This is a genomic window from Pandoraea commovens (genome assembly GCF_024704525.1).
Lineage (GTDB): Bacteria > Pseudomonadota > Gammaproteobacteria > Burkholderiales > Burkholderiaceae > Pandoraea > Pandoraea commovens.
In genome coordinates this window covers 5,755,018-5,775,995 of the sequence record NZ_CP102780.1, presented here as the reverse complement: position 1 = coordinate 5,775,995, position 20,978 = coordinate 5,755,018, and the positions used below count along the sequence as shown (strand labels likewise).

At 62.8% G+C, this 20,978-nt stretch carries 12 protein-coding genes; 3 read left to right on the top strand and 9 right to left on the bottom strand.

The features are described from left to right. Positions 1 to 76: 76 nt before the first annotated feature. Positions 77 to 2,365, top strand: coding sequence for a bactofilin family protein (locus NTU39_RS25955; RefSeq protein WP_257958865.1), 2,289 nt, complete (start codon positions 77 to 79; stop codon positions 2,363 to 2,365). Between the two features lie 301 nt (positions 2,366 to 2,666). Beyond that, positions 2,667 to 4,172, top strand: a complete 1,506-nt coding sequence (locus NTU39_RS25950) for an alanine/glycine:cation symporter family protein (protein ID WP_150663632.1) — start codon at positions 2,667 to 2,669, stop codon at positions 4,170 to 4,172. Positions 4,173 to 4,312: 140 nt separating this feature from the next. On the opposite strand, the gene NTU39_RS25945 is transcribed toward NTU39_RS25950, so the two are convergent. The 7 genes from NTU39_RS25945 to hemE all read right to left on the bottom strand — a co-directional run bounded on the left by NTU39_RS25945 (position 4,313) and on the right by hemE (position 17,551). Next, positions 4,313 to 5,455, bottom strand: a complete 1,143-nt coding sequence (locus NTU39_RS25945) for a branched-chain amino acid ABC transporter substrate-binding protein (protein ID WP_150663631.1) — start codon at positions 5,453 to 5,455, stop codon at positions 4,313 to 4,315. Between the two features lie 207 nt (positions 5,456 to 5,662). Continuing rightward, positions 5,663 to 7,216, bottom strand: coding sequence for a sodium/proline symporter PutP (gene putP / locus NTU39_RS25940; protein ID WP_150663630.1), 1,554 nt, complete (start codon positions 7,214 to 7,216; stop codon positions 5,663 to 5,665). A gap of 471 nt (positions 7,217 to 7,687) precedes the next feature. Then, positions 7,688 to 11,602, bottom strand: coding sequence for a trifunctional transcriptional regulator/proline dehydrogenase/L-glutamate gamma-semialdehyde dehydrogenase (gene putA, locus NTU39_RS25935; protein WP_150663629.1), 3,915 nt, complete (start codon positions 11,600 to 11,602; stop codon positions 7,688 to 7,690). A gap of 149 nt (positions 11,603 to 11,751) precedes the next feature. Continuing rightward, a complete protein-coding gene (sorB, locus tag NTU39_RS25930; protein ID WP_257958864.1) occupies positions 11,752 to 12,102 on the bottom strand; it encodes a SorB family sulfite dehydrogenase c-type cytochrome subunit in 351 nt (116 codons plus the stop codon). A 14-nt stretch (positions 12,103 to 12,116) separates the two neighbouring features. After that, positions 12,117 to 13,454: a SorA family sulfite dehydrogenase catalytic subunit gene (gene sorA / locus NTU39_RS25925; protein WP_246184495.1), complete on the bottom strand. Its 1,338-nt coding sequence runs from the start codon at positions 13,452 to 13,454 to the stop codon at positions 12,117 to 12,119. A gap of 138 nt (positions 13,455 to 13,592) precedes the next feature. Continuing rightward, the gene (locus NTU39_RS25920; protein ID WP_257958863.1) at positions 13,593 to 16,085 is read right to left on the bottom strand and encodes a primosomal protein N'; all 2,493 of its coding nucleotides are present in this window, start codon (positions 16,083 to 16,085) and stop codon (positions 13,593 to 13,595) included. 395 nt (positions 16,086 to 16,480) lie between these two features. Beyond that, positions 16,481 to 17,551, bottom strand: coding sequence for a uroporphyrinogen decarboxylase (hemE, locus tag NTU39_RS25915; RefSeq protein WP_281357711.1), 1,071 nt, complete (start codon positions 17,549 to 17,551; stop codon positions 16,481 to 16,483). Between the two features lie 255 nt (positions 17,552 to 17,806). On the opposite strand from hemE, the gene NTU39_RS25910 reads away from it, so the two are divergent. Beyond that, entirely contained in the window at positions 17,807 to 18,634 is an 828-nt protein-coding gene (locus NTU39_RS25910) for a transporter substrate-binding domain-containing protein (protein WP_174984580.1), read from the top strand. Between the two features lie 187 nt (positions 18,635 to 18,821). On the opposite strand, the gene NTU39_RS25905 is transcribed toward NTU39_RS25910, so the two are convergent. Beyond that, the gene (locus NTU39_RS25905; protein ID WP_150663625.1) at positions 18,822 to 19,760 is read right to left on the bottom strand and encodes an alpha/beta hydrolase; all 939 of its coding nucleotides are present in this window, start codon (positions 19,758 to 19,760) and stop codon (positions 18,822 to 18,824) included. Between the two features lie 112 nt (positions 19,761 to 19,872). Then, positions 19,873 to 20,322 carry a CoA-binding protein gene (locus NTU39_RS25900; protein ID WP_039393924.1) on the bottom strand — a complete coding sequence of 150 codons (450 nt, stop codon included), beginning with the start codon at positions 20,320 to 20,322 and terminating at the stop codon, positions 19,873 to 19,875. Positions 20,323 to 20,978: the final 656 nt, after the last annotated feature.

Here is a 20,978-nt window from a genome sequence, read left to right as displayed (position 1 = left end):
GCAGTCGGGTTCCCCACGTCATGCCTCTCTGCGTCGAAGCGCGCGACTCGCTACCGAATGCTCATCTGTCCGGCACATGAACGCCACCCGCATCGCCCTGCATGGCGACGGTGCGCGCGACCACTGTGCGGCATTTTTCTTTTTGGGTAATCGCTTCAGTTTTCGGACATCTCCGATGCCAAATTTCAGGGGTTCCCTGATTTTCGGGGGGCATGTCCGCTCGCAAAATGTCCGATTTTTTGACGACTTTGCTGCCACGCGCGATATGGCGCAATGCAGTTTCGTCAGAGGAGGGGCGATGCGGAAGAGACAATCGGGTGTCTTCTTGATTTCTGCGGCGGTGGCCGTCGCTGTCGTTGGGCTATTGATTTCGTTCTGGGGGATCAATCAATCGAGGCATATGCGTATCGAGAAAGCCGAGCGTGTGGGGGAGGCGTTAAAGGCGGTGGGTGGCCGGGTGGAGAGCTTTGTCGTAGCGCATCACCATGAAATCGACGCGCTTTTGAGGGACTCGAAACGAACCTTCGAAGTGAACGGCGTCACGTTCGTTCAGAAAAGCGATGCGTTAGGCCGTTTCGTCGGCAATCTGGATGCGACGACGCTCATCAAGGTGACCGGAGCAGTCGGTATGGGGACGACGCCGCCGGGTAACGTTGGAGAGTACGCTATTCGCGTGTATCCCGCGTGTGACGCGAAAGGCACCTGCAATGTCGAGACATTGACCTACATCAGTAAGCCCATGTTGAAACGCTACTCCGCGGAACCGGATATCGATGCAGCGGTCATTGCCGCACGCAAAATCGGTGCGTTGGGCGGCGTGTCTTCAGACGAGGGCAAGAAGGAATTCAGGTTCCTGGATTCTGGCGGAAGTACCGGTCGTGTATTCAACCCGGTTGGTGCGGCAGGACTGGTTGCCATCAGAGGGGGGTACGCCACAAGTGCCCAGAGCGTTTTCGTGCGACGCGATGGTTCCAAAATGAAAGGGCCGCTGGATTTTGAGGAACGTGACAAGAACGACAAAACGATTACCCGACATAACATCGTTGGTGTTGGCGAAGTTAAGGCGAACACCATTGTTGCGGACGGAAAAGTAAAAGCGAAGCAGATCGAGATCACGGGCAGTGCGAACATCAAAGGTGAACTCGACCTGAGCGATCAGGGCACGAATCACAGTATCGTTGGCGCGAAAGACATTACGGGTACGGGCACCCTTCAAGTCGGGCAGGCCAACGTAACCGGCACCGCTAACGTCGGGAGTCTGCATGCGTCGAAAGGTGCAACGCTGGGTGGGGCATTGAAGATGCAGGGCAAGAACATCGATGAGGCTGGCGACGTATCGGCCAAGAACTTGCTCACGGAGTCGTTTTCGGCGGAGTCCGGAGTCGTGCAGTTGAAGAAGGGCAAAATGGCTGGCACGACCTGTGACGTGTGGGGCCTGACGCGAGATGACGACGGCAAACTGCTTTCATGCCAACGGAGTTCGCCGGGCAGCAACTATTGGGTGTGGAAACTCGCCAGCACCCCGGGCAGCGTCAAGGAGGTGCCGAAGGAAATCATCAAGGAGATCGAAAAAGCAATTCTGGTCGACCAGCAGTGGAGGGTCTCGCGGTTTTCTCTTGCACCCAGCCGGGAGGGGGCGAAGCTTGGATCGGCATTGTATTTCTACGTTTCGTCTCGTCGAGACGCCAAAGTCCTGGCGTGCACGATCGTCAATGGAAACGGACAGGGCGCGGAGTTGCGGGCTGCGAAAGATCAGGGAAATTTTATTGTCACGCAGTCCCCGAGTGGACGTGAGCAATTGATCTGCCTGTCCAAGGGCTCCGGTACACCGAACGTGGGTGAAAATGCCTGGTATTGGTGGGGATGGCCGACCTTCGATGAGCATGGAGGCTATTTGGAAAGTGGACGCAAATCCACGAGGTGGAACTATACCCGGACCTACAGCACGATGCCGCCAATTCACGAGGCGTCGGTCAAACCGATTAGTGTGGTTGCCGACAAGGATGCGCGGAAGTTCAACGAGGAATTGCAGGTACTCTTTCGCACGTTTGGATTGGAGAGCACCCGATCTCAGCTGAACTACAGCATTGCGATGGTAACTACAACCGTCAACGGACGCTCCGACGGCAATTCATGGTGGCTTTTTTCGAGGCCTGCAAATATGGCTTCATGCAAGATCAGGGCAAATTTTAATGGAAGGCTCACCGGCGACGATGCTTCACTCACTTACGAACCGGGCGGCATCTGGTTCCATCGGCGTGCTGCCTACGGCGCAAATATCGTCCTGCAATGCGCAATAATGAGACAAGCTGACTGGCCGAGAGGTATGAGCGAATGCACTTTCTCAACTTGCCCGTTGCGTTGAATTGCCGCCTGCCGATTACCCTCCCCACCGCAAGTCCTTCCGCGCGTCACACCCTCGACATATTCCCCGGTTAATCTACCCGCCGATGTCTCCTTGCCTTGTCTTTGAGCCGCCCGGCGAATGCCGAGCGGCTTTTTTATTGCCCGCGCGCGGAGGGTGGTGACCTCAAAGGCGTCGGCGATTAGGAATAAACGTAAAGTGCAGCGACAAAGTCCCGAACTGCGCGAAATGTTGCGATTCTCCTGCCTCACACCCTGATTTCCCGGGGGACGACAGGCGGTTACGAAAGGAGACGCAATCGATGGAAAGTTGGCTCAATTCGGCGGTCGACGCGATTGGCGGGACGCTATCCGGCTACCCGCTGGTCATTGCCCTGCTTGGCGCGGGCTTGTATTTCACCTTGCGGTTCGGCGGCATTCAGATCCGCGCATTTGTGCATAGCGTCAGCTTGCTGCGCACTTCTGGCGGTACGTCTGGCATTTCCCCGTTTCAGGCCTTCGCGACCGGGCTCGCCAGCCGCGTCGGCACTGGCAATATCGCAGGTGTCGCGGTCGCGCTGACCATTGGCGGTCCGGGCGCTATTTTCTGGATGTGGATGACGGCGTTGCTGGGCATGGCCTCGGCGTTCGTCGAATCGACGCTCGCGCAAATCTTCAAAATTCCTCACCACGACAGCACGTTTCGCGGCGGACCGGCGTATTACATCCGGCTCGGACTCGGTTCGCACAAGTTCGCCGTCGTTTTCGCCGTGGTGTTGCTTTACACGTTCGGCTTTGCGCTGAACTCCGTGCAGTCCAATTCGATTGCGAATGCACTCGAAGCGGCATTCGGCTGGGAGCCGCAGTGGATCGGTATCTCGCTCGTGCTGCTGACCGCGCCGATCATCTATGGCGGGGTGCGGCGCGTGGCTCGCTTCGCACAATGGATCGTGCCGGTCATGGCCGTCTTGTATCTTGGTATGGCGGCGTACGTCTGTCTCGTGAACATCGATCAAATCCCCGGCATGATCGCCATGATCTGGCGTCATGCGTTCGGCCTTGAGCCAGCGGCGGGCGGCATTGTGGGATACGCTGTCGGTCAGGCGATGCTGATGGGCGTGAAGCGCGGCCTCTTCTCTAACGAGGCTGGCATGGGCAGTGCGCCCAACGCGGCGGCGGTGGCCACGACGAAGCATCCGGTGCAGCAGGGACTCATGCAGATGCTCGGCGTGTTTTTCGACACCATCGTCGTATGTTCGGCCACGGCATTCATGATTTTGCTTTCGGGGCAGTTCATCCCCGGCTCGGGACCGGAAGGCGCTGTGCTGACGCAACGCGCGCTGGGCGTGCACTTCGGCGACTGGGCAGTGATCTTCACCGGTATCACCGTATTTTTCCTCGCATATTCGAGCGTGCTCGGCAATTACGCGTTTGCCGAAGTGAATATGGACTTCCTGACGCAACGCGTGTGGCTCCTCAACATCTTCCGTGCCTTCGTTCTGCTCGCGGTCATGCTGGGTTCCGTCGCGAGCTTGCCGCTGGTGTGGAGCTTTGCCGATGTCGGCACGGCGTTGATGGCGTTCATCAACCTCGTCGCGATTGGCCTGTTGATACGTTACGCGCAGGCGGCGTGGTGCGACTATCAGACGCAACGCAAGGCGGGGGTTGCCGAACCCGTCTTCGCACGCGACGCATTGCCGCCCGAGTTGCGCGCGAAGTTGCCCGCGGATGTCTGGCCCGCGACGCGCGAGTCGAAGACCGCTGGCGATAAGGTGGCCGGTCGGCGCGGCGAAGATGCCGAGGATGCAATAACCCCGAACGCTGTCTGATCGAACGGCGCGGTCCGGAGCGCACCATCGTTCCAGACGCGTCAAAAAGCACAAGGGCCGGTGAGTCATCCTCACCGGCCCTTGCCGTTTTACTGCGGTGCCTTGCGCGCTAAGTGTCGACGCTCAGGCACGTCGATGGCTTACTTGCCGCTGACGGTTTCCAGCACGGTCCACTTGCCGTCCACGACCTTGTACAGCGTGATCGAGCCGTACTTCAGATCGCCCACGTTGTCGTAAGCCAGCTCACGCGTGGTTACGCCGGGCATGCTCGTCTTCGCCAGCGCCGGCAGGTACTTGGCCGGGTCCGTCGAGTTGGCCTTCTTCATGGCCGACATCATGGCCATTGCGCCATCGTAAGCGTACGGCGAGTACGTTTCCGGAGCAGCGCCGAACTTGGCCTTGTAGCGCGACTCGTAAGCGGCGCCACCGGGCATCTTGTCGAGCGGCAGACCGGCGAGCGAGACGACCGAACCGTTGGCGGCGTCACCGGCGATCTTCAGGAAGGCGTCCGACTTGACCATTTCGCCAGCCATCAGCGTGGCCTTGATACCGAGTTCGCGCATTTGCTTGGCGAGCGGGCCAGCTTGTGCGTCGGCACCGCCGTAGAACACCACGTCCGGGTTCGAGCGCTTCAGGTTCGTGAGAATGGCGCGGAAGTCCACGGCCTTGTCGTTGGCGAATTCGCGACGCACGATCTTGCCGCCGGCAGCCTTGGCGGCCTTTTCGAACTCGTCTGCGAGACCCTTACCGTAAGCGGTACGGTCATCCACGATGGCGATGTTCTTGAAGCCCAGCTTCTTGACAGCAAACGAGCCGACGACCGAACCCTGCTGGATGTCGGACGTCATCATGCGGAACGTCGTCTTGAAGCCCTGCTTGGTGTATTCCGGGGCCGTGGCCATGGCGATTTCAGGAATACCGGCCTGCGCGTAGATGCGCGACGCGGGAATGGTCGTGCCGGAGTTGAAGTGGCCGAGCATGCCCTTGATGCCGTTGTCGACCAGCTTCTGTGCAACGAGCGCGCCCTGACGCGGGTCGGCCGCATCGTCTTCGGATTGCAGCACGAACTTCACCGGCTTGCCTTCGATGGTCGGCTTGGTGGCGTTGTACTCGTCGATGGCCAGTTGAATGCCGTTCTGCATGTCCTTGCCGTAGTGGGCCTGTGCGCCCGTAAGCGGTGCGGCAAAACCAACCTTCACTTCCTGCGCCTGTTGCGCGTTAGCCGCGCCAAATGCGAGCAGCCCCGCGACTGCGACGGCGCTAGCCGTAAGCTTCGATTGCATCAACCCTCTCCTTGCATGTGTTTGTCGTGAGTGGCGTGTCTGCGGGATCGCCGCGGCACGCCTTTCTTGAAACGCCGTCAACATCGGGCCGGTTGACCCGTGGCGGCATCAATCGCAATCAAACGCAAAATGCGTCCGACGCGGCAGTATTGGATGGCTGCTCGCGTCGGTCAAGAGGGAGAAATTCCGATAGAAGGTGCTACCGCCTTATGGCGAAGGTTGCGCCACCGGAGCGTCGGTGCCACCGCCCATAACTTCGCCGGTCGATTTGCCTTCGCGAATGTCCTTCAGCATCGTTTCGGCGGCGGCGTAACGGGCCAGTACCTCGGCGCTCGGCGCACGATCCAGTCGGCTGACGACATACAGTGCCAGACCGCCCAGCGCGAAGCCCGGCACGATTTCGTACAGGTCGAACCAGCCGAATTGCTTCCAGATCAGGACGGTCGCCGCCCCGACCACGATGCCCGCCAGGGCCCCGTTACGCGTGACGCGCGGCCACAGCAGGGTAGCCAGTACCAGCGGACCGAAGGCCGCTCCGAAACCCGCCCAGGCATAGCTGACCATGCCCAGCACGCGGCTCTCCGGATCCATCGCGAGCAGCACGGCCACGACGGCCACGGCCAGCACCATGGCGCGACCGATCCACACGAGACGCTTCTGGCTCACCGGCCCGCGCGCAAAGGTCTTGTAGAGGTCTTCCGTGAGCGCGCTGGAGCACACCAGCAACTGGCACGACAGCGTGCTCATGACGGCTGCGAGAATCGCGGCCAGCAGTACGCCCGCAAGCCACGGCGTGAAGAGTTGCGTCGTGAGCGCCATGAAGATGGTTTCGGCGTTCGCCTGCACGCCCGCACCCAGCTCGGGACGCGCGCTATAGAACGCCAGACCGAAGAAGCCCACGGCCACCGCGCCCGCCAGGCACAGCACCATCCACGTCATGCAGATGCGACGCGCCTGCGGAATTGCCGCTGCCGAACGCGCGGCCATAAAGCGCACCAGAATGTGCGGCTGGCCGAAATAGCCGAGGCCCCACGCGAGCATCGAAATCACGCCGATGGGCGCGAGATCGCCGAACCAGTCGGTGTGTGCAGGATGCACGGCCGTGACTGCTGTGACCGCCGCGACCGGTCCGCCGTCGATGGTAATGACGGCAATCGGCGTGACGACGAGTGCTGCGAACATCAGCGAGGCCTGCACCGTGTCCGTCCAGCTCACAGCGAGGAAGCCGCCGATGAAGACGTAAGCGATGGTCGCGACCGCGCCGATCCACAGGGCGGTGTGATAGTCGAGTCCGAACATCGTCTCGAACAGACGTGCACCGGCCACCACGCCCGAGGCGCAATAGATCGTGAAGAACGTGAGAATCACGAGCGCCGTGACGATGCGCAATACGTGACTACGGTCGCCGAAGCGTTGCGTCAGGTATTCGGGCAGCGTCAGCGCGTTGCCGCAGACTTCCGTGTGTACCCGTAGCCGTGCCGCCACGAGACGCCAGTTGGCCCACGCGCCGATGGCCAGACCGATGGCGATCCAGACACCGGACAGGCCACCGACGTAGATTGCGCCGGGCAAGCCGAGCAGCAGCCAGCCGCTCATGTCGGAGGCGCCTGCGGACAGCGCGGTAACGAAGCTGCCGAGACGGCGTCCACCCAGAATGTAGTCCGAGAGGTTGTTGGTTGATCGGTAACCGAGCCAGCCGATCACCAGCATCAACAGCAAATAGACGGTGAACGAGACCGCCGTGGGATTCCAAAGGGACATGTTGCCTCCTTGTACGGCTCAGGAGCGCGCCGTGCCTGTCTTCCGGCATGACGAAAGGGGCAAACGCGTGCTGAAGACCGCAATGGCCGACGATACGTGTCGTCGGCACGGGTTAACCGCTCGAAGGCGGTGAGACGCGTTATATGTCGGGGGCGGGCGCGACGATACCCCGATTTCGCTCAAATTGCGCATGTACGCAATTAGCGGTGCGACGAAGGCGCAAGTGAAGTAACGATAGTGCGCAGGAATTACGGACGGTATTACAGAGGCTGCGGCGTGCGCTGGGAGCGGTCTTGTGCGAGACGTTTGAGGCGGGCGTTGCTGTGACGACGCATTCCGGATTCAGGGTGAAACCGGCGCGTTAGCGGGGAAATGACGGGATAACTGAAGGAAACGACACCGCCAGATTTAGGACGAATCCGGGAGGAGACGTCGCCAAATCCGGCGGGGTGACATCGATGGCTCGAAAGATCAGCCGATGGTCATGAGGTTGGCGTTACCGCCAGCGGCGGCCGTGTTGACCGACACCGAGCGTTCGCACAACAGACGTTCCAGCGCGTAGTCGTCGCCAGCCGCCAGTGCTTCGGGGGCGAGACCCTGCATCGACAGAATCGGACCGTTGCGCGTGGCGATGCGGCGGTTCAGGGCGCGCAACTCGTCGCTGTCACCTTCGAACAGCACCGCAGCCAGCGCCGCTTCGCTTGCGGCGTCTGCGCCGGCCGCCAGCACCGATGCACGTCCCTTGAGCGTCGCGGGCAACGCACCCACGAGTTCACGGGCGGCGGCGCTGTCGGTGAACACCGCGTTGTTACCCGTGGCCAGGACGGCCGCGAGTTGCGTGCGTGCACCGAGTGTCGTCGCCGCGACGCACAGCACCGGGCCACGCGGCTCCAGACCGTACGTGTTGCGCTCGCCGGTCGGTCCGGGCAGCACGGCGGTGGCGTCCAGTGCGGACGTCGCCAGATAACGGTCGACGCGATCGATGGCGGGGGCGCTGTCCGCTTGCTGACGGAGCCAGTCGCGGTAGTTCACGAGCGGTGAGAGCGCGGCTTCGTTGCGGTTCAGCTCCGGGGCGAGGGCGGCGGGACGCGTCGCCAGCAGTCGCGGCAGATACATCGGACCGCCCGCTTTCGGACCCGTCCCAGACAAACCTTCGCCGCCGAACGGTTGCACACCGACCACAGCACCGATCACGTTACGGTTCACATAGACGTTACCGACGTGCGCGCGCTCCGTCACATAAGCAATGGTCTCGTCGATCCGCGTGTGCACACCGAACGTCAGGCCGTAGCCCGTGCCGTTGATCTGGTCGAGCAGCTTGTCGAGTTGCGCGCGCTTGAAGCGAATCACGTGCAGCACCGGGCCGAAGACTTCGCGTTGCAGCGACTTCAGGTCGGTGAGCTCGATGAGCGTCGGCGGCACGAAGGTGCCGTGACGAGCGGCGTCCGGCAGCGTCAGTTGCTCGACCGGGAAGCCCTTGCCGCGCATCTGTTCGATGTGACGGGTGATGCCGTTCTGCGCTTCGGCGTCGATCACCGGGCCGACGTCGATGGACAGACGATCCGGGTTGCCGATGGCAAGCTCCTGCATCGCGCCCTTGAGCATGTGCAACGTCTTGTCGGCGATGTCGTCCTGCAAGCACAGCACGCGCAGGGCCGAGCAGCGCTGACCGGCCGAGTCGAAGGCCGAGGCGAGCACGTCGTACACGACCTGTTCGGGCAGCGCCGACGAGTCGACGATCATGGCGTTCTGACCGCCGGTCTCGGCGATCAGCGGGATCGGACGGCCATTGGCGTCCAGACGATCGGCCAGCGTGCGCGCGATGATGCGGGCGACTTCGGTCGAACCGGTGAACATCACGGCCTTGGTGCGGGCGTCGGCAACGAGCGCAGCACCGACGGTCTCGCCCGTGCCCGGCAGCAGTTGCAGTGCGCCGGAAGGCACACCGGCAGCTTGCATCAGACGCACGGCTTCGGCGGCGATGAGCGGGGTTTGCTCGGCCGGTTTGGCGATGACCGGGTTGCCGGCCGCCAGCGCTGCGGCGACCTGACCGACGAAGATGGCGAGCGGGAAGTTCCACGGGCTGATACACAGGACCGGGCCCAGCGGACGGTGCGTATCGTTCGAAAAGCCCTGACGGATCTGTGCGGCGTAGTAACGCAGGAAGTCGACGGCTTCACGAACTTCCGCAACCGCGTTCGGCAGCGACTTGCCCGCTTCACGCACGCACAGGCCCATGAGCGTAGGCATGTGGGCTTCGAGCAGATCGGCCGAGCGCATCAGGCAGTCGGCGCGTTCTTCGACCGGCGTGGCCTGCCAGATCGGGGCCGCCGCCACGGCGTGCGTGAGCGCGGCTTCCACGTCGGCGGACGTCGCTTCGATCACCTGACCCACGATGTCGCGAAGGTCTGCCGGGTTGCGTACGGCGCGCGGCGTGCCTGCGGTGCGTTCGCCGTCACCCAGCATGGGGGCGGCGCGCCACGGCGTGCCAGCACTGGCGAGCAGGGCCGACGACAATGAGGCCAGACGGTGTTCGTTCGAGAGATCGAAGCCCGACGAGTTGGCGCGCGACGTGCCGTACAGATCGCGCGGCAGCGGAATCTTGGCGTGCGGTGCGCCGAGCGGTTGCACCTTCTCGGCTTCGGTGATCGGGTCGGCGATCAGTTCGTCGACGCTGACGGTTTCGTCCGCAATACGGTTGACGAACGACGTGTTCGCGCCGTTTTCCAGCAGACGGCGTACGAGGTAAGCGAGCAGCGTTTCGTGCGTGCCGACCGGGGCGTACACGCGGCACGGTCGCGCCAGTTTGCCTGCGGCGATGGCCCCGACGACTTCCTCGTACAGCGGTTCACCCATGCCGTGCAGGCACTGGAACTCGTACTGGCCGGGGTAGTAGTTATTGCCCGCGAGGTGATAGATCGCCGACAGCGTGTACGCGTTGTGCGTGGCGAATTGCGGATAGATGGCATCCGGCACCGCGAGCAGCTTCTTCGCGCAGGCGAGGTACGAGACGTCCGTATAGATCTTGCGGGTGTAGACCGGATAGCCTTCGAGGCCGTCGACCTGCGCGCGCTTGATTTCGGTGTCCCAGTACGCGCCCTTGACCAGACGCACCATGATGCGGTGACGGCTGCGGCGCGCCAGATCGATGATGAAGTCGATCACGAACGGGCAGCGCTTCTGATACGCCTGCACCACGAAGCCGATGCCGTTCCAGCCAGCCAGTTCCGGATCGAAGCACAGCGCTTCGAGCAGATCGAGCGAGATTTCGAGGCGGTCGGCTTCTTCGGCGTCGATGTTCAGGCCGATGTCGTAGGAGCGGGCCAGCTTGGCCAGCGCCTGCACGCGCGGCAGCAGCTCGGTGACCGTGCGCTCGTGCTGGCTGCGCGAATAGCGCGGATGCAGGGCCGAGAGCTTGATCGAGATGCCCGGGCCTTCATAGATGCCGCGTCCGGCCGACGCCTTGCCGATGGCATGAATCGCCTGCTCGTAGCTGGCGTAGTAACGCTGCGCGTCTTCTTCCGTCGTCGCAGCTTCGCCGAGCATGTCGTACGAGTAGCGGAAGCCTTGGGCTTCGTACTTGCGGCTGTTGGCGAGGGCTTCGGAGATGGTTTCACCAGTGACGAACTGCTCGCCCATCAGACGCATGGCGATGTCGACGCCCTTGCGGATGAGCGGTTCGCCGCCGCGGCCGATCAGGCGCGTGAGGGCCTTGGTCAGACCCGCCTCGCTCGTCGTGGTGACGAGCTTGCCGGTGATCATCAGGCCCCAGGTCGCGGCGTTGACGAACATCGACGGCGAGTTGCCCATATGAGCGTGCCAGTCGCCCTTGCTGATCTTGTCGCGGATGAGCGCGTCGCGCGTGGCCTTGTCGGGAATGCGCAGCAGCGCCTCGGCCAGACACATCAGCGCCACGCCTTCCTGGCTCGACAGCGAGAATTCGTGGATCAGACCTTCGACGCCGCCGCCGGTGCTCTTGCCGCGCAGGGCGACGACGAGCTTGCGGGCGAGATCGGACGCGAGCGTGGCCGTGGCCGGTGCGAGCTTGGCCTGACCGACGAGCACGGGCACGCACTCGGGTTCCGGACGACGGTATGCAGCCGTGATGGCCGCACGCAGCACCGATTGCGGCTGCACGTTCTGCGCGAACTCCAGGAACGGGTGCGGCACGGTGTCGTCGCCGGCATGGCCGTCGATCACCTCGGTGCCCGACTGGGTTGCACCGCTTAGCTCGGGCGGCAGCGCGCCGCTTTCGATGCGCTCCAGATAGGCAAAGATCGCCTGTTTGATGAGCCAGTGGGGAGTGCGCTCGATTTGCTGGGCGGCCGTCTTGAGACGGGTGCGCAGGATATCGTCGACCTTGACGCCGAGAGTGGTATTAGCCATGAGAAGGGACCCTGATGACGCGAAAACGCAAAAATGCGTGACACCCATAGCGGGTGAATGGCGGCATCGTAACCGGGTTTCGAAAGAGGTGCAACCAGAGTCAAAATTAGGGTTGCACCCCGGTACTGCTCATGGGCTAACCAACGACGTTACTTGTGGTCGGTGCCGTAAGTCGTGCCCAGATACTCGGAGATCAGCTTGACCTGATCTTCGGGAATCGGTGCACCGTAGACTTTCACCATCTTGGTCACTTCGGCGTGCCAGAACGCGGACGGCATGGGCGGCTGCGAATTGATGTAGTCGATGGAGTGGCACATCGCGCACCATGCGCTGGCGGCCTGATGGCCTGCGAGCGTCGACGCCTTGAGTTGCGACGTTTCCTGAGGCAACTTGATGTCGAGTGCATGGGCGGGTGTGACGGCCGTCAGGCCGAAGACGCCGAACAAGCCGCAAAGGCCGGACAGCAGGGCGGTGCCGCGCATCAGTTTCGAGAAGTTCATGATCGTCCCCCGCCTTAAGCCGCGACTACGCGCACGGTTTCCACCCCGTTGCGCAGATAGCCCGCCGGATTCCACAGCGATTGCAGCGGTTGCGTGACCCCCGCGCGATTCGTCGCCCGAACTTTCAGAACATACTCGCCGGCTTGCGGCGGTGTGAACGACGCCGTCCATTCGCGGAAGGAGTACTTCGACAGCTCGTTGCCGAGTTTTGCGGCCTGCCATGTCTGGCCGCCGTCGGTTGAGAACTGCACGTCGCGAATGCCTTCGCCGCCGTCGAACGCAATGCCGCGCACGCGCATCGGTTTGCCCGCCGCCACTTGCTGGCCGTCGGTGTGACTGGTGACGAAGGAGCGCACGGTGAAGCGACCGATCGGTTTGGTCTTCTCGGGTGCTTTGCCCGGTTCGACACAGTTGCAGTCGTTGTCGGGAATGCGGTAGGCGGTAGCCATCCAGAAGCCGTCGAACACTTTGTCCACGACGTTGATGTCCGCCAGGTGCTTGACCCAGTACGTGCCGTAGTAGCCCGGCACGACGAGGCGCACCGGAAAGCCGTTGAGCATTGGCAGGTCTTTGCCGTTCATCGCGAATGCGACCATCACTTCGCCGTCCATCGCGTGATCGAGGTCGAGCGCTTTCACGAATTCGGGCGTCGCCGGGACGATCGGGCGGTCGAGGCCTTCGAACGTCACTTGTTTCGCGCTGGCGGAAACCCCCGCGCGCTCAAGAATGCGCTTAAGCGGAATGCCGCGCCAGCGCGCGTTGCCCATCGCACCGTTGGCGATCTGGCCGCCGCCCACGCGAGGCTCGAAGAAGCCCCGGCTGTTGCCCGAACACTGATGCACGGCCACCAGTTCGACCGGTGCGCCGAAATCCTTCTTGAGCGACGCCAGCGAGATGTCGAGCGGCTTCGCGACGCTGCCGCCGACGCGAATCCGATGCTTCGCCGGATCGATGTCGGTCGGAATGCCCGCGAGGTGATAGCGCACGAAGAAGGCGTCGTTCGGCGTGATCAGGCCGTCGTTGAACACTTCGAACGGTGTTTCCAACTGCGGCGGACGTGCGGTCAGCCGGATCAGCGGACGCTTCTGCGGATACGCGACAAGTTCGCGCTCGCCATTCGCGAACGGCAGCGTCACCGTCTGCGGTGCGGTGGTGGCGGCGAGCACATCGAGTGCGCGGCCCGCGAGGCTGGCCCCGACGCCGAGCGCACCGGCACGTCGCAAAAATCGACGGCGCGACACTTCAGCCACAGCGGACTCGGCCGGTGACTCGGAAAAGGCGTATTCGGGAGGAACGAGAGAGGATGCGGTTTGCGGCGCCGTAGGGGCGGCGCTCCGGTCGTGCGACTTCATCGGATGTCTCCTGTAGGGACTTCTTATCGTTCAAATGCAGTGCAGATGACGTGAACCGTTCGACGTGCAGCGTTCTTATGGCCGCATCGTCGGAGATTCTTCCGATGTTGTCAAATTTCCGGAACGCTATATACCGATTTATATTTCGAGAGGGTCGACTTCGAGATGCCAGCGAACAGGCGCTTTTAACGCGCGCAACTCGCTCATCCAGTGGGTGAGGAAGCGCTGGAGCGCGCCCCGGTGGGGGCTCTCGACCACGAGTTGCGCCCGGTCGGTGCCCGCGATGCGGACCATCGTCATGGGGACGGGGTCCCACAACGAGATGCGCGGGTCGTTCAGCGCCGGGGTGGCGGCGATTTCGCGGGCTTGCTTCAGGAACGCCATGGCGTCGTCGAGCTTGCGGGCTTCGGCGCGCAGGAGTGCCTGATGAGTGTACGGCGGCAAGAGTGCGACGCGGCGCTCTTCCAGTTGTTGCGCGGCAAAGCCCGCGTAGTCGTGGCGCATGAGCGACGCGAACAGCGGATGCGACGCGTAGCGTGTCTGAATCAGCACGTCGCCGGGGCCGTCGGCCCGCGCGGCGCGTCCGGCACGGCCCGCCACCTGCATGAGCTGGGCGAAGAGACGTTCGGCCGCCCGGAAGTCATGCGAGAAGAGGGCGCTGTCGGCGTTGACCACCCCCACCAGCGTGACGTTACGGAAATCGTGTCCTTTGGCCACCATCTGCGTGCCGATCAGGATGTCGACCTCGCCCGCATGCACCTGTGCGAACAGGGCTTGTGCGCTGCCTTTGCGACGCGTGCTGTCGGCGTCGATCCGCGCGAGCCGCGCGTCGGGGAAGTGTTCGGCGAGTGCTTCTTCGATCCGTTGCGTGCCGCGTCCGAGCGGCGCCAGATCGAGGTTGCCGCAATCGGGGCACGCATGCGGAATACGCGATTCTGCCCCGCAATGGTGGCAACGCAGGCGCCGCTCAGGCTTGTGCAGCACCATGTGCGCGCTGCATCGGCGGCAGTCGCTGATCCATCCGCAGGCATCGCAGTTGAGCACGGGCGCGTAACCGCGACGATTGAGGAACAGCAAGCTTTGCTCGCCCGCTTCCAGCCGCGCTCGGATGGCCGCGAGCAGTGGCTGCGACAGCCCTTCGTGGACGACACGCTGACGCTTGCGCTCGATCTCCATGTCGATGAGCGACACGCGCGGCAGCACGGCGTCGGGGGTGGCGCGCTCGGGCATGGCCAGACGCACGTAGCGGCCTTGCTCGGCACGGTTCCAACTGTCGAGCGACGGCGTGGCCGAGCCGAGCACCACAGGGATACGCAGGCGGTTTGCCCGCCAGATGGCAAGGTCGCGTGCGGAGTACCGAAGGCCTTCCTGCTGTTTGTAGGACGGATCGTGTTCTTCGTCGACGACGATCAGCCGCAGGTGGGGCAGCGAGGCCATCACCGCCAGACGCGTGCCGAGCACGATGCGCGCTTCGCCACGATGGGCGGCAAGCCAGTGCCGGGCGCGCTCGCCTTCGGCCAGTCCGCTGTGCAGGGTGACGAGCGTCTCGTCGGGGAAGCGCGCGCGGAACACGCCTTCGAGCTGCGGCGTCAGGTTGATTTCCGGGACGAGAACGAGCACCTGAGCATCGCGCACGTCCCGCGTATGCAACGCTTCGGCGACCGCGCGCAAATAGACTTCGGTCTTGCCGCTGCCGGTGACGCCGTAGAGCAGAAAGGGCGGGCAAGCGGGGGTGTCGGGTGCGTCGTCGGTGGCCGTCGTCTGGTCCAGACGCTGGGCGCCAGCGGCGATCAGGGCGTCGTGGATGGCACCGACTGCGTCCGCCTGTCCGACGGTAAGCGTCTTCGTTCCGAGCGGGCTGGCGCTGTCGGTGTCATCGTCCAGCACTTCGGCGAGGGCGGCGGGCGACGCGTCGCCGACGTCGGTAGCTTCGTCGTCCTCTGCATCCTCTGCATCCTCTGCATCCTCGATATCGCGCACCGTTTCATGGAACGGCACGGTCTCGACGACGACCCATCCGGCGGCAGCCCATTGTTTGAGCGCGTCCGCAGCCTTCGAACACAACGCCTTTGCTTCGTCGGCATCGAGCGTGCCCGCCTGCGCAAGCCCTTCGGCGAGCCGTCGCTGTGCGCGCAGTCGCGCCGGGACGTTCTCCATCAGCGTGGACAGCGCGCCGTCGGCGATGCGAAAACGTTGCACGCCGCGCTGCGCGAGCAGACGCGGCCAGCGCATCGGCGTGCGCAGATGGCCGGGGATCGCGGGCAGTGCGACTTCCCCGATACCGCGCTGGTAGTACCGCGACGCGAACTGCATCAGATCGCGCCAGTCATCACCGAGCGGCGGCAATTCGTGCCAAACAGACGTCACTTCTCGCAGCTTCGCAGGCGCAACTTCGCTGCGCTGCGTCAATTCCCAGACAACGCCCACAACCTGTCGTCGTCCGAACGGAACCTGCACCAGCTGACCGAGGCTCGCCGCCTGATCCAGACGGTAATCGAACAGCGTGATCAGCGGCGTATCGAGCGCAACGCGAGCGATGGCGGGCGTACCTGCACGGGGCGGGGCCGCCGGAGCAAGTGCATCGTCGTGCGATGCGTCACTCGGTTCGGAAAGGTCGTCGGTGCGGGTCAAACTTAAAGTGAATCCTGAGAAGTCTCGGTAAACCCCGGATTTGAGTCGGCTTTCCGGCGGCTTCGAAACGCTTGTGGATAACTATGTTGAGAACTGTGGGGATTATGGCTCGCCAGCCTCGCTGCGCGGCCCTCGCATCGCTTGGACCCCCGACTTTGCTTGAATCAAAATTGCTTTTTGATCAATAGCTTATGAATGACGTCGACGGTGCCTTATCGACGTCTCTCACTTGCGGCGGCGCAGCGAGAATTTGTGCATAAGTCTTCGGGACAACTCCGCAAATTGGAGGGGTTCTTCGACCGCTTATCCCTTGACTTTCCCCACTTGAAACGGCGGTTGGGTTTGCAGGGCGAAATGCCCCGCGAACCCGCGTCTTCGCTTGCGCGTATTTTTGATCACGCCGTCTGACGGATCTTCCGGCTATAGCTGTGTACCTCGTCCACAAGCGCCGCAACGTGCTCGGGGTTGGTGAATTGCGAGATGCCGTGTCCGAGGTTGAAGACATGGCCTGGTGCATTGCCGTACGCGTCGAGCAGTCGGCGCACCTCGGTGCGGATGGCGTCGGGCGCGGCAAACAGGGCGGTGGGGTCGAAATTGCCTTGCAGTGCACAACGCTCGCCCACACGACGACGGGCCGCCGCCAGATCGACAGTCCAGTCCAGACCAATGGCGTCCGGGCCGGTGTCGGCGATGGCTTCGAGCCACTGGCCGCCGCCCTTGGTGAAGACGATGTGCGGAATACGCACGCCGTTCCATTCGCGGTGCACGCCTTCGAGCGCCTTCTTCATATAGGCGAGCGAGAAGCGTTGATACAGGCCGTCGGCCAGCGCGCCACCCCAGGTGTCGAACACCATGATGGCCTGCGCGCCCGCTTCGATCTGAGCGTTGAGATAGGCGGCGACGGCGCGTGCGTTGGTCTCGAGGATGTGCGTCATCAGATCGGGACGTTCGTACATCATCGTCTTGACGGTGCGGAAGTCGGCGGAGCCTTGTCCTTCGACCATGTAGCACGCGAGGGTCCACGGGCTGCCCGAGAAGCCGATGAGCGGCACGCGGCCGTTCAGAGCGCGGCGGATTTCGCTGACCGCGTCGAACACGTAGCGCAGGCTGTCCAGATCCGGGGCCTGAAGGCCGCGCACGTCGTCTTCGGTGCGCAGCGGATGCGCGAAGCGCGGGCCTTCGCCCGCTTCGAACGACAGGCCGAGGCCCATGGCGTCGGGGATGGTGAGAATGTCCGAGAACAGGATCGCGGCGTCGAGCGGAAAGCGCTCAAGCGGCTGAAGCGTGACTTCGGTGGCGTAGGCAGGGTTCTTGGCCAGCGCCAGGAAGCTGCCGGCCTTGGCACGGGTCGCGTTGTATTCGGGCAGGTACCGGCCCGCCTGACGCATCAGCCAGATCGGCGTGTACTCGGTCGGCTGGCGCAGCAGGGCGCGCAGGAAAGTATCGTTTTGCAGAGCTTGGGACACGTCGCAGGGAGGGTCGGTTGGTTTTGGGCAAGCGGTCATTTTACTCGGGTATCCGGGGGCTGGTCGCGGGCCGGGCTGTTATGCCGCAGATAAGCGCTTGGGAGGGACGTGCGCTGTGGCGTCGATTTTTTTGCGCGGGTTGGCGGCGTCGCGTCCGAACCCGTAGTATGAGAGGCCCACGCGCCGCCACAGACGACGCGGGAAACTCGTGCGTCACAACGCCAGTAAAACAATACGGAGACAAGCATGACAGTCATGAAGACGGCCGCCCGCGCGGCTTTCATGGCAGGGGCGGCGCTCGCCGTCACCTTCGCCACCGGTATCGCCACTGCCACCCTCGCGCAGGCACAGTCCGCCACGCCCCAGCCTTCCGCCGTCCACTCCCGGCTCGACGACATCGTGAAGTCGGGCACCCTGCGCGCTTGCGCAACGGGCGACTACAAGCCCTATTCGTTCCGCCGCCCGGACGGCCAGTTCGAAGGCATCGACGTGGATCTGGTCGCCTCGCTGGCGAAGTCGCTCGGCGTGAAGCCGGTGATCGTTCCCACGACGTGGAAGGCACTGATGGACGACTTCACCGCCGGGAAGTGCGATATCGCCGTCGGTGGCATCTCGGTGACGCTCGATCGCGCCGCGCGCGCCTACTACAGCAAGGTGGTCATGATCGACGGGAAGTCGCCGATCGTTCGCTGCGCCGACGTGTCGAAGTACCAGACGCTCGCCGATCTGAATAAACCCAGCACGCGCGCCATCGCCAACCCCGGCGGCACCAACGAACGCTTCGCCCGTCAGTACCTCCCCAACGCCACCCTCACCATCTACCCGGATAACGTCACGATCTTCCAACAGATCGCCGACGGGAAAGCGGATGTCATGGTCACGGACTCCTCCGAGACGCTGCTCCAGCACAAGCTCAATCCTGCCTTATGCCCGGTCAATCCCGATAAGCCGCTTCAGTTTGGCGAGAAGGCCTACCTGCTGCCTCGCGGCGATGACGTCTTTAAACACTACGTCGATCAGTGGCTCAACCTCGCCCAGAAAACCGGTGAGTATCAAGCCGTTGTCGATAAGTGGCTGAAGTGAGGGGCTAACGCTGTCGGGTAAGGCCAACGCCTCACCCTCCGCACTCCGCAGCGACACCGAAACAAGGGGGGCGCTCCCCTCCGTTCCACTACCTTTAAGTCACTGCGGTGAGCGCCCCCCTTGTTCCGGCCTGCCTTGCCCAGGGCCCAGAAAACCCCTCGGTCTTCTGGTCCCTTCGCTTTTCCTCTTATCCCAACCACTCTCTTAGTCGCTGCGCGGCGTCGTGCATCACCATCCTCGCCTGCGGCACAAACGGCTGCAATCTCGCAAAACTGTGTGTGAGGCCCGCCGCTTCGATGATCTCCGCCCTTGCGCCCGTCCGTGCAACGAACCGCGCATATTCCACCGCCTCGTCATGCAACGGGTCATACTCCGCCGCAATCACCAAACTGTTCGGCAACGGATGACGTGGTGCCTCCGCCATCAAATTCACCCGGACATCGTCCTCCGCAGGTTCTACGTCACCCAGAAATTCCTTCCAGTACCAACGCATCTCGTCACGCGTTAATCCCACACCGTCCGCCAATCGCTCATAACTCGGCGTGTCGAACCGATACTGCACCACCGGGTAGATGAGCAATTGAGCACCGACCATTCCGGGATGCTTGTCGTTGAACCACGCTGCCGCCTGCGCCGCCAGATGACCGCCCGCACTGTCGCCCGCGACAGCCAGACGGTCAAGACTCACGCCTAGCCGCGCTCGCTGCTCCGCCGCCCAGGCAAGCGCTTCTCGCGCATCGTCGATGGGCGTCGGGAACGGGTGCTCCGGCGCCAGACGGTAGTCGACGCTCAACACCGCGACGTCCGCATCCTGCGCGAGCAAGGCCGCCACGGTGCCATGCGTGTCGACGTCGCCGACGACCCAGCCACCCCCGTGGAAGTACACGACCAGCGGGACGGTGCGACCCACAGGACGATACAGGCGCGCGCGCAGGTTGCGACCCGGCAAAGGAATGTCGAACGTCTCGCTGCGCAAACCCGCCGGTAACGGACGCAAGGCCTCGACCGCGACGGTCGCGAATTTGGCCCGGACTTCCTGCGGCGTCGGTGCGGGCGCGTTCTCAGGGGTGGGGTACTTACGCGCCATCAGGTCGTAGTAAGCGAGCAAATCGGCATCGATGGTCATGGCAGCAATAGGTTGGCGTTTTAGGAGGAGCGGAGGACGTCGGGATTTCTTGTTTTTCGGGACGTGGCGATGCGACATTGCGTCGGTCGCCGACCTGCTTTGGCTGACTCGGCTAACCACCGCCCTGCATCAGCCAACGTTGATGTTCGATCTTCACACAGCGGTCCATCACGACATCCAGCCCCGCCGCCAGCGCTACCGCAGCGGCTTCGTCGTTCTCGATGCCCAGCTGCATCCACAGACTTGTCGCACCAATGTCCACGGCTTCCTGCGCAATGGGCGGAATGTCCGCACTGCGCCGAAAGCAGTCGACCATCTGGATGCGCACGCCCTCGGCCCGCAAAGCGTCCGCCGCCTCGCTCAAGCTCGCGTAAACGGTTTCGCCCAGTATCGTTTCGCCCGAATCCGCCGCCTGCGGATTGACCGGCACGATCCGGTAGCCGTGCTGCTGCATATAGCGCGATGTGGTGAAACTCGGCCGGTCCGGCCGCGGCGACAATCCCACGACAGCGATCACCCGGTCTCGCGCCAGAATCTGCCCCAGTCGTTCAATGGTTTCCATTGCTCACTTTGTTGCCACGCACAAAGATTGAAAGTAGCACATCGCAACCGACGACGTGCAAGACGTGACACCTCGCGCAGGTAAGTCCGGGCAGGGCAATAGCGGATGATTGTCGGGCTTGAGTAGGTGAATTCCGAGATGTCGATGAGATGTCGGGGAGGTGACGCAGAGGTGACGACGAAATGCTTTATCCGGCGAGTTATTCAGGATGACGAACCAACACGAGCAATTTGTGTCTCTTCTGAAGTCCTTGCCGGATAAGGCTCTCAGGGGTGTCGCTGCGATGATGTAACGCTCAAGGTGTTACAACCTGAAACACTTTGTTACCCCTCCGTCCAAACCTTTCCACCACAATGCATCTCAACGCTGAAGTGCTTATCCCCCGGTAACACAGCAGCGCGACTGTATCGGCAAGAGGCGTCCCCCGGCGCGAATTGCAAGTGGTTCGATGCAGTGCTCCGAATCTGGTCTCCTCGCGCTAACCCCGTAGCGTGTGGTTTTGGCGGGCCCGTGTGTCCCGCCATTTTTTTTTGCCTGTTTCGTCCTACATCTTTCCTAAGACTTTCTCCGACGTTTCCCGACGTTTCCCGATATTCACCCGACGATTGTTTCGACATCCGATTTTTTTTTCGGAAATCGATTCGCGCCTGCATAAG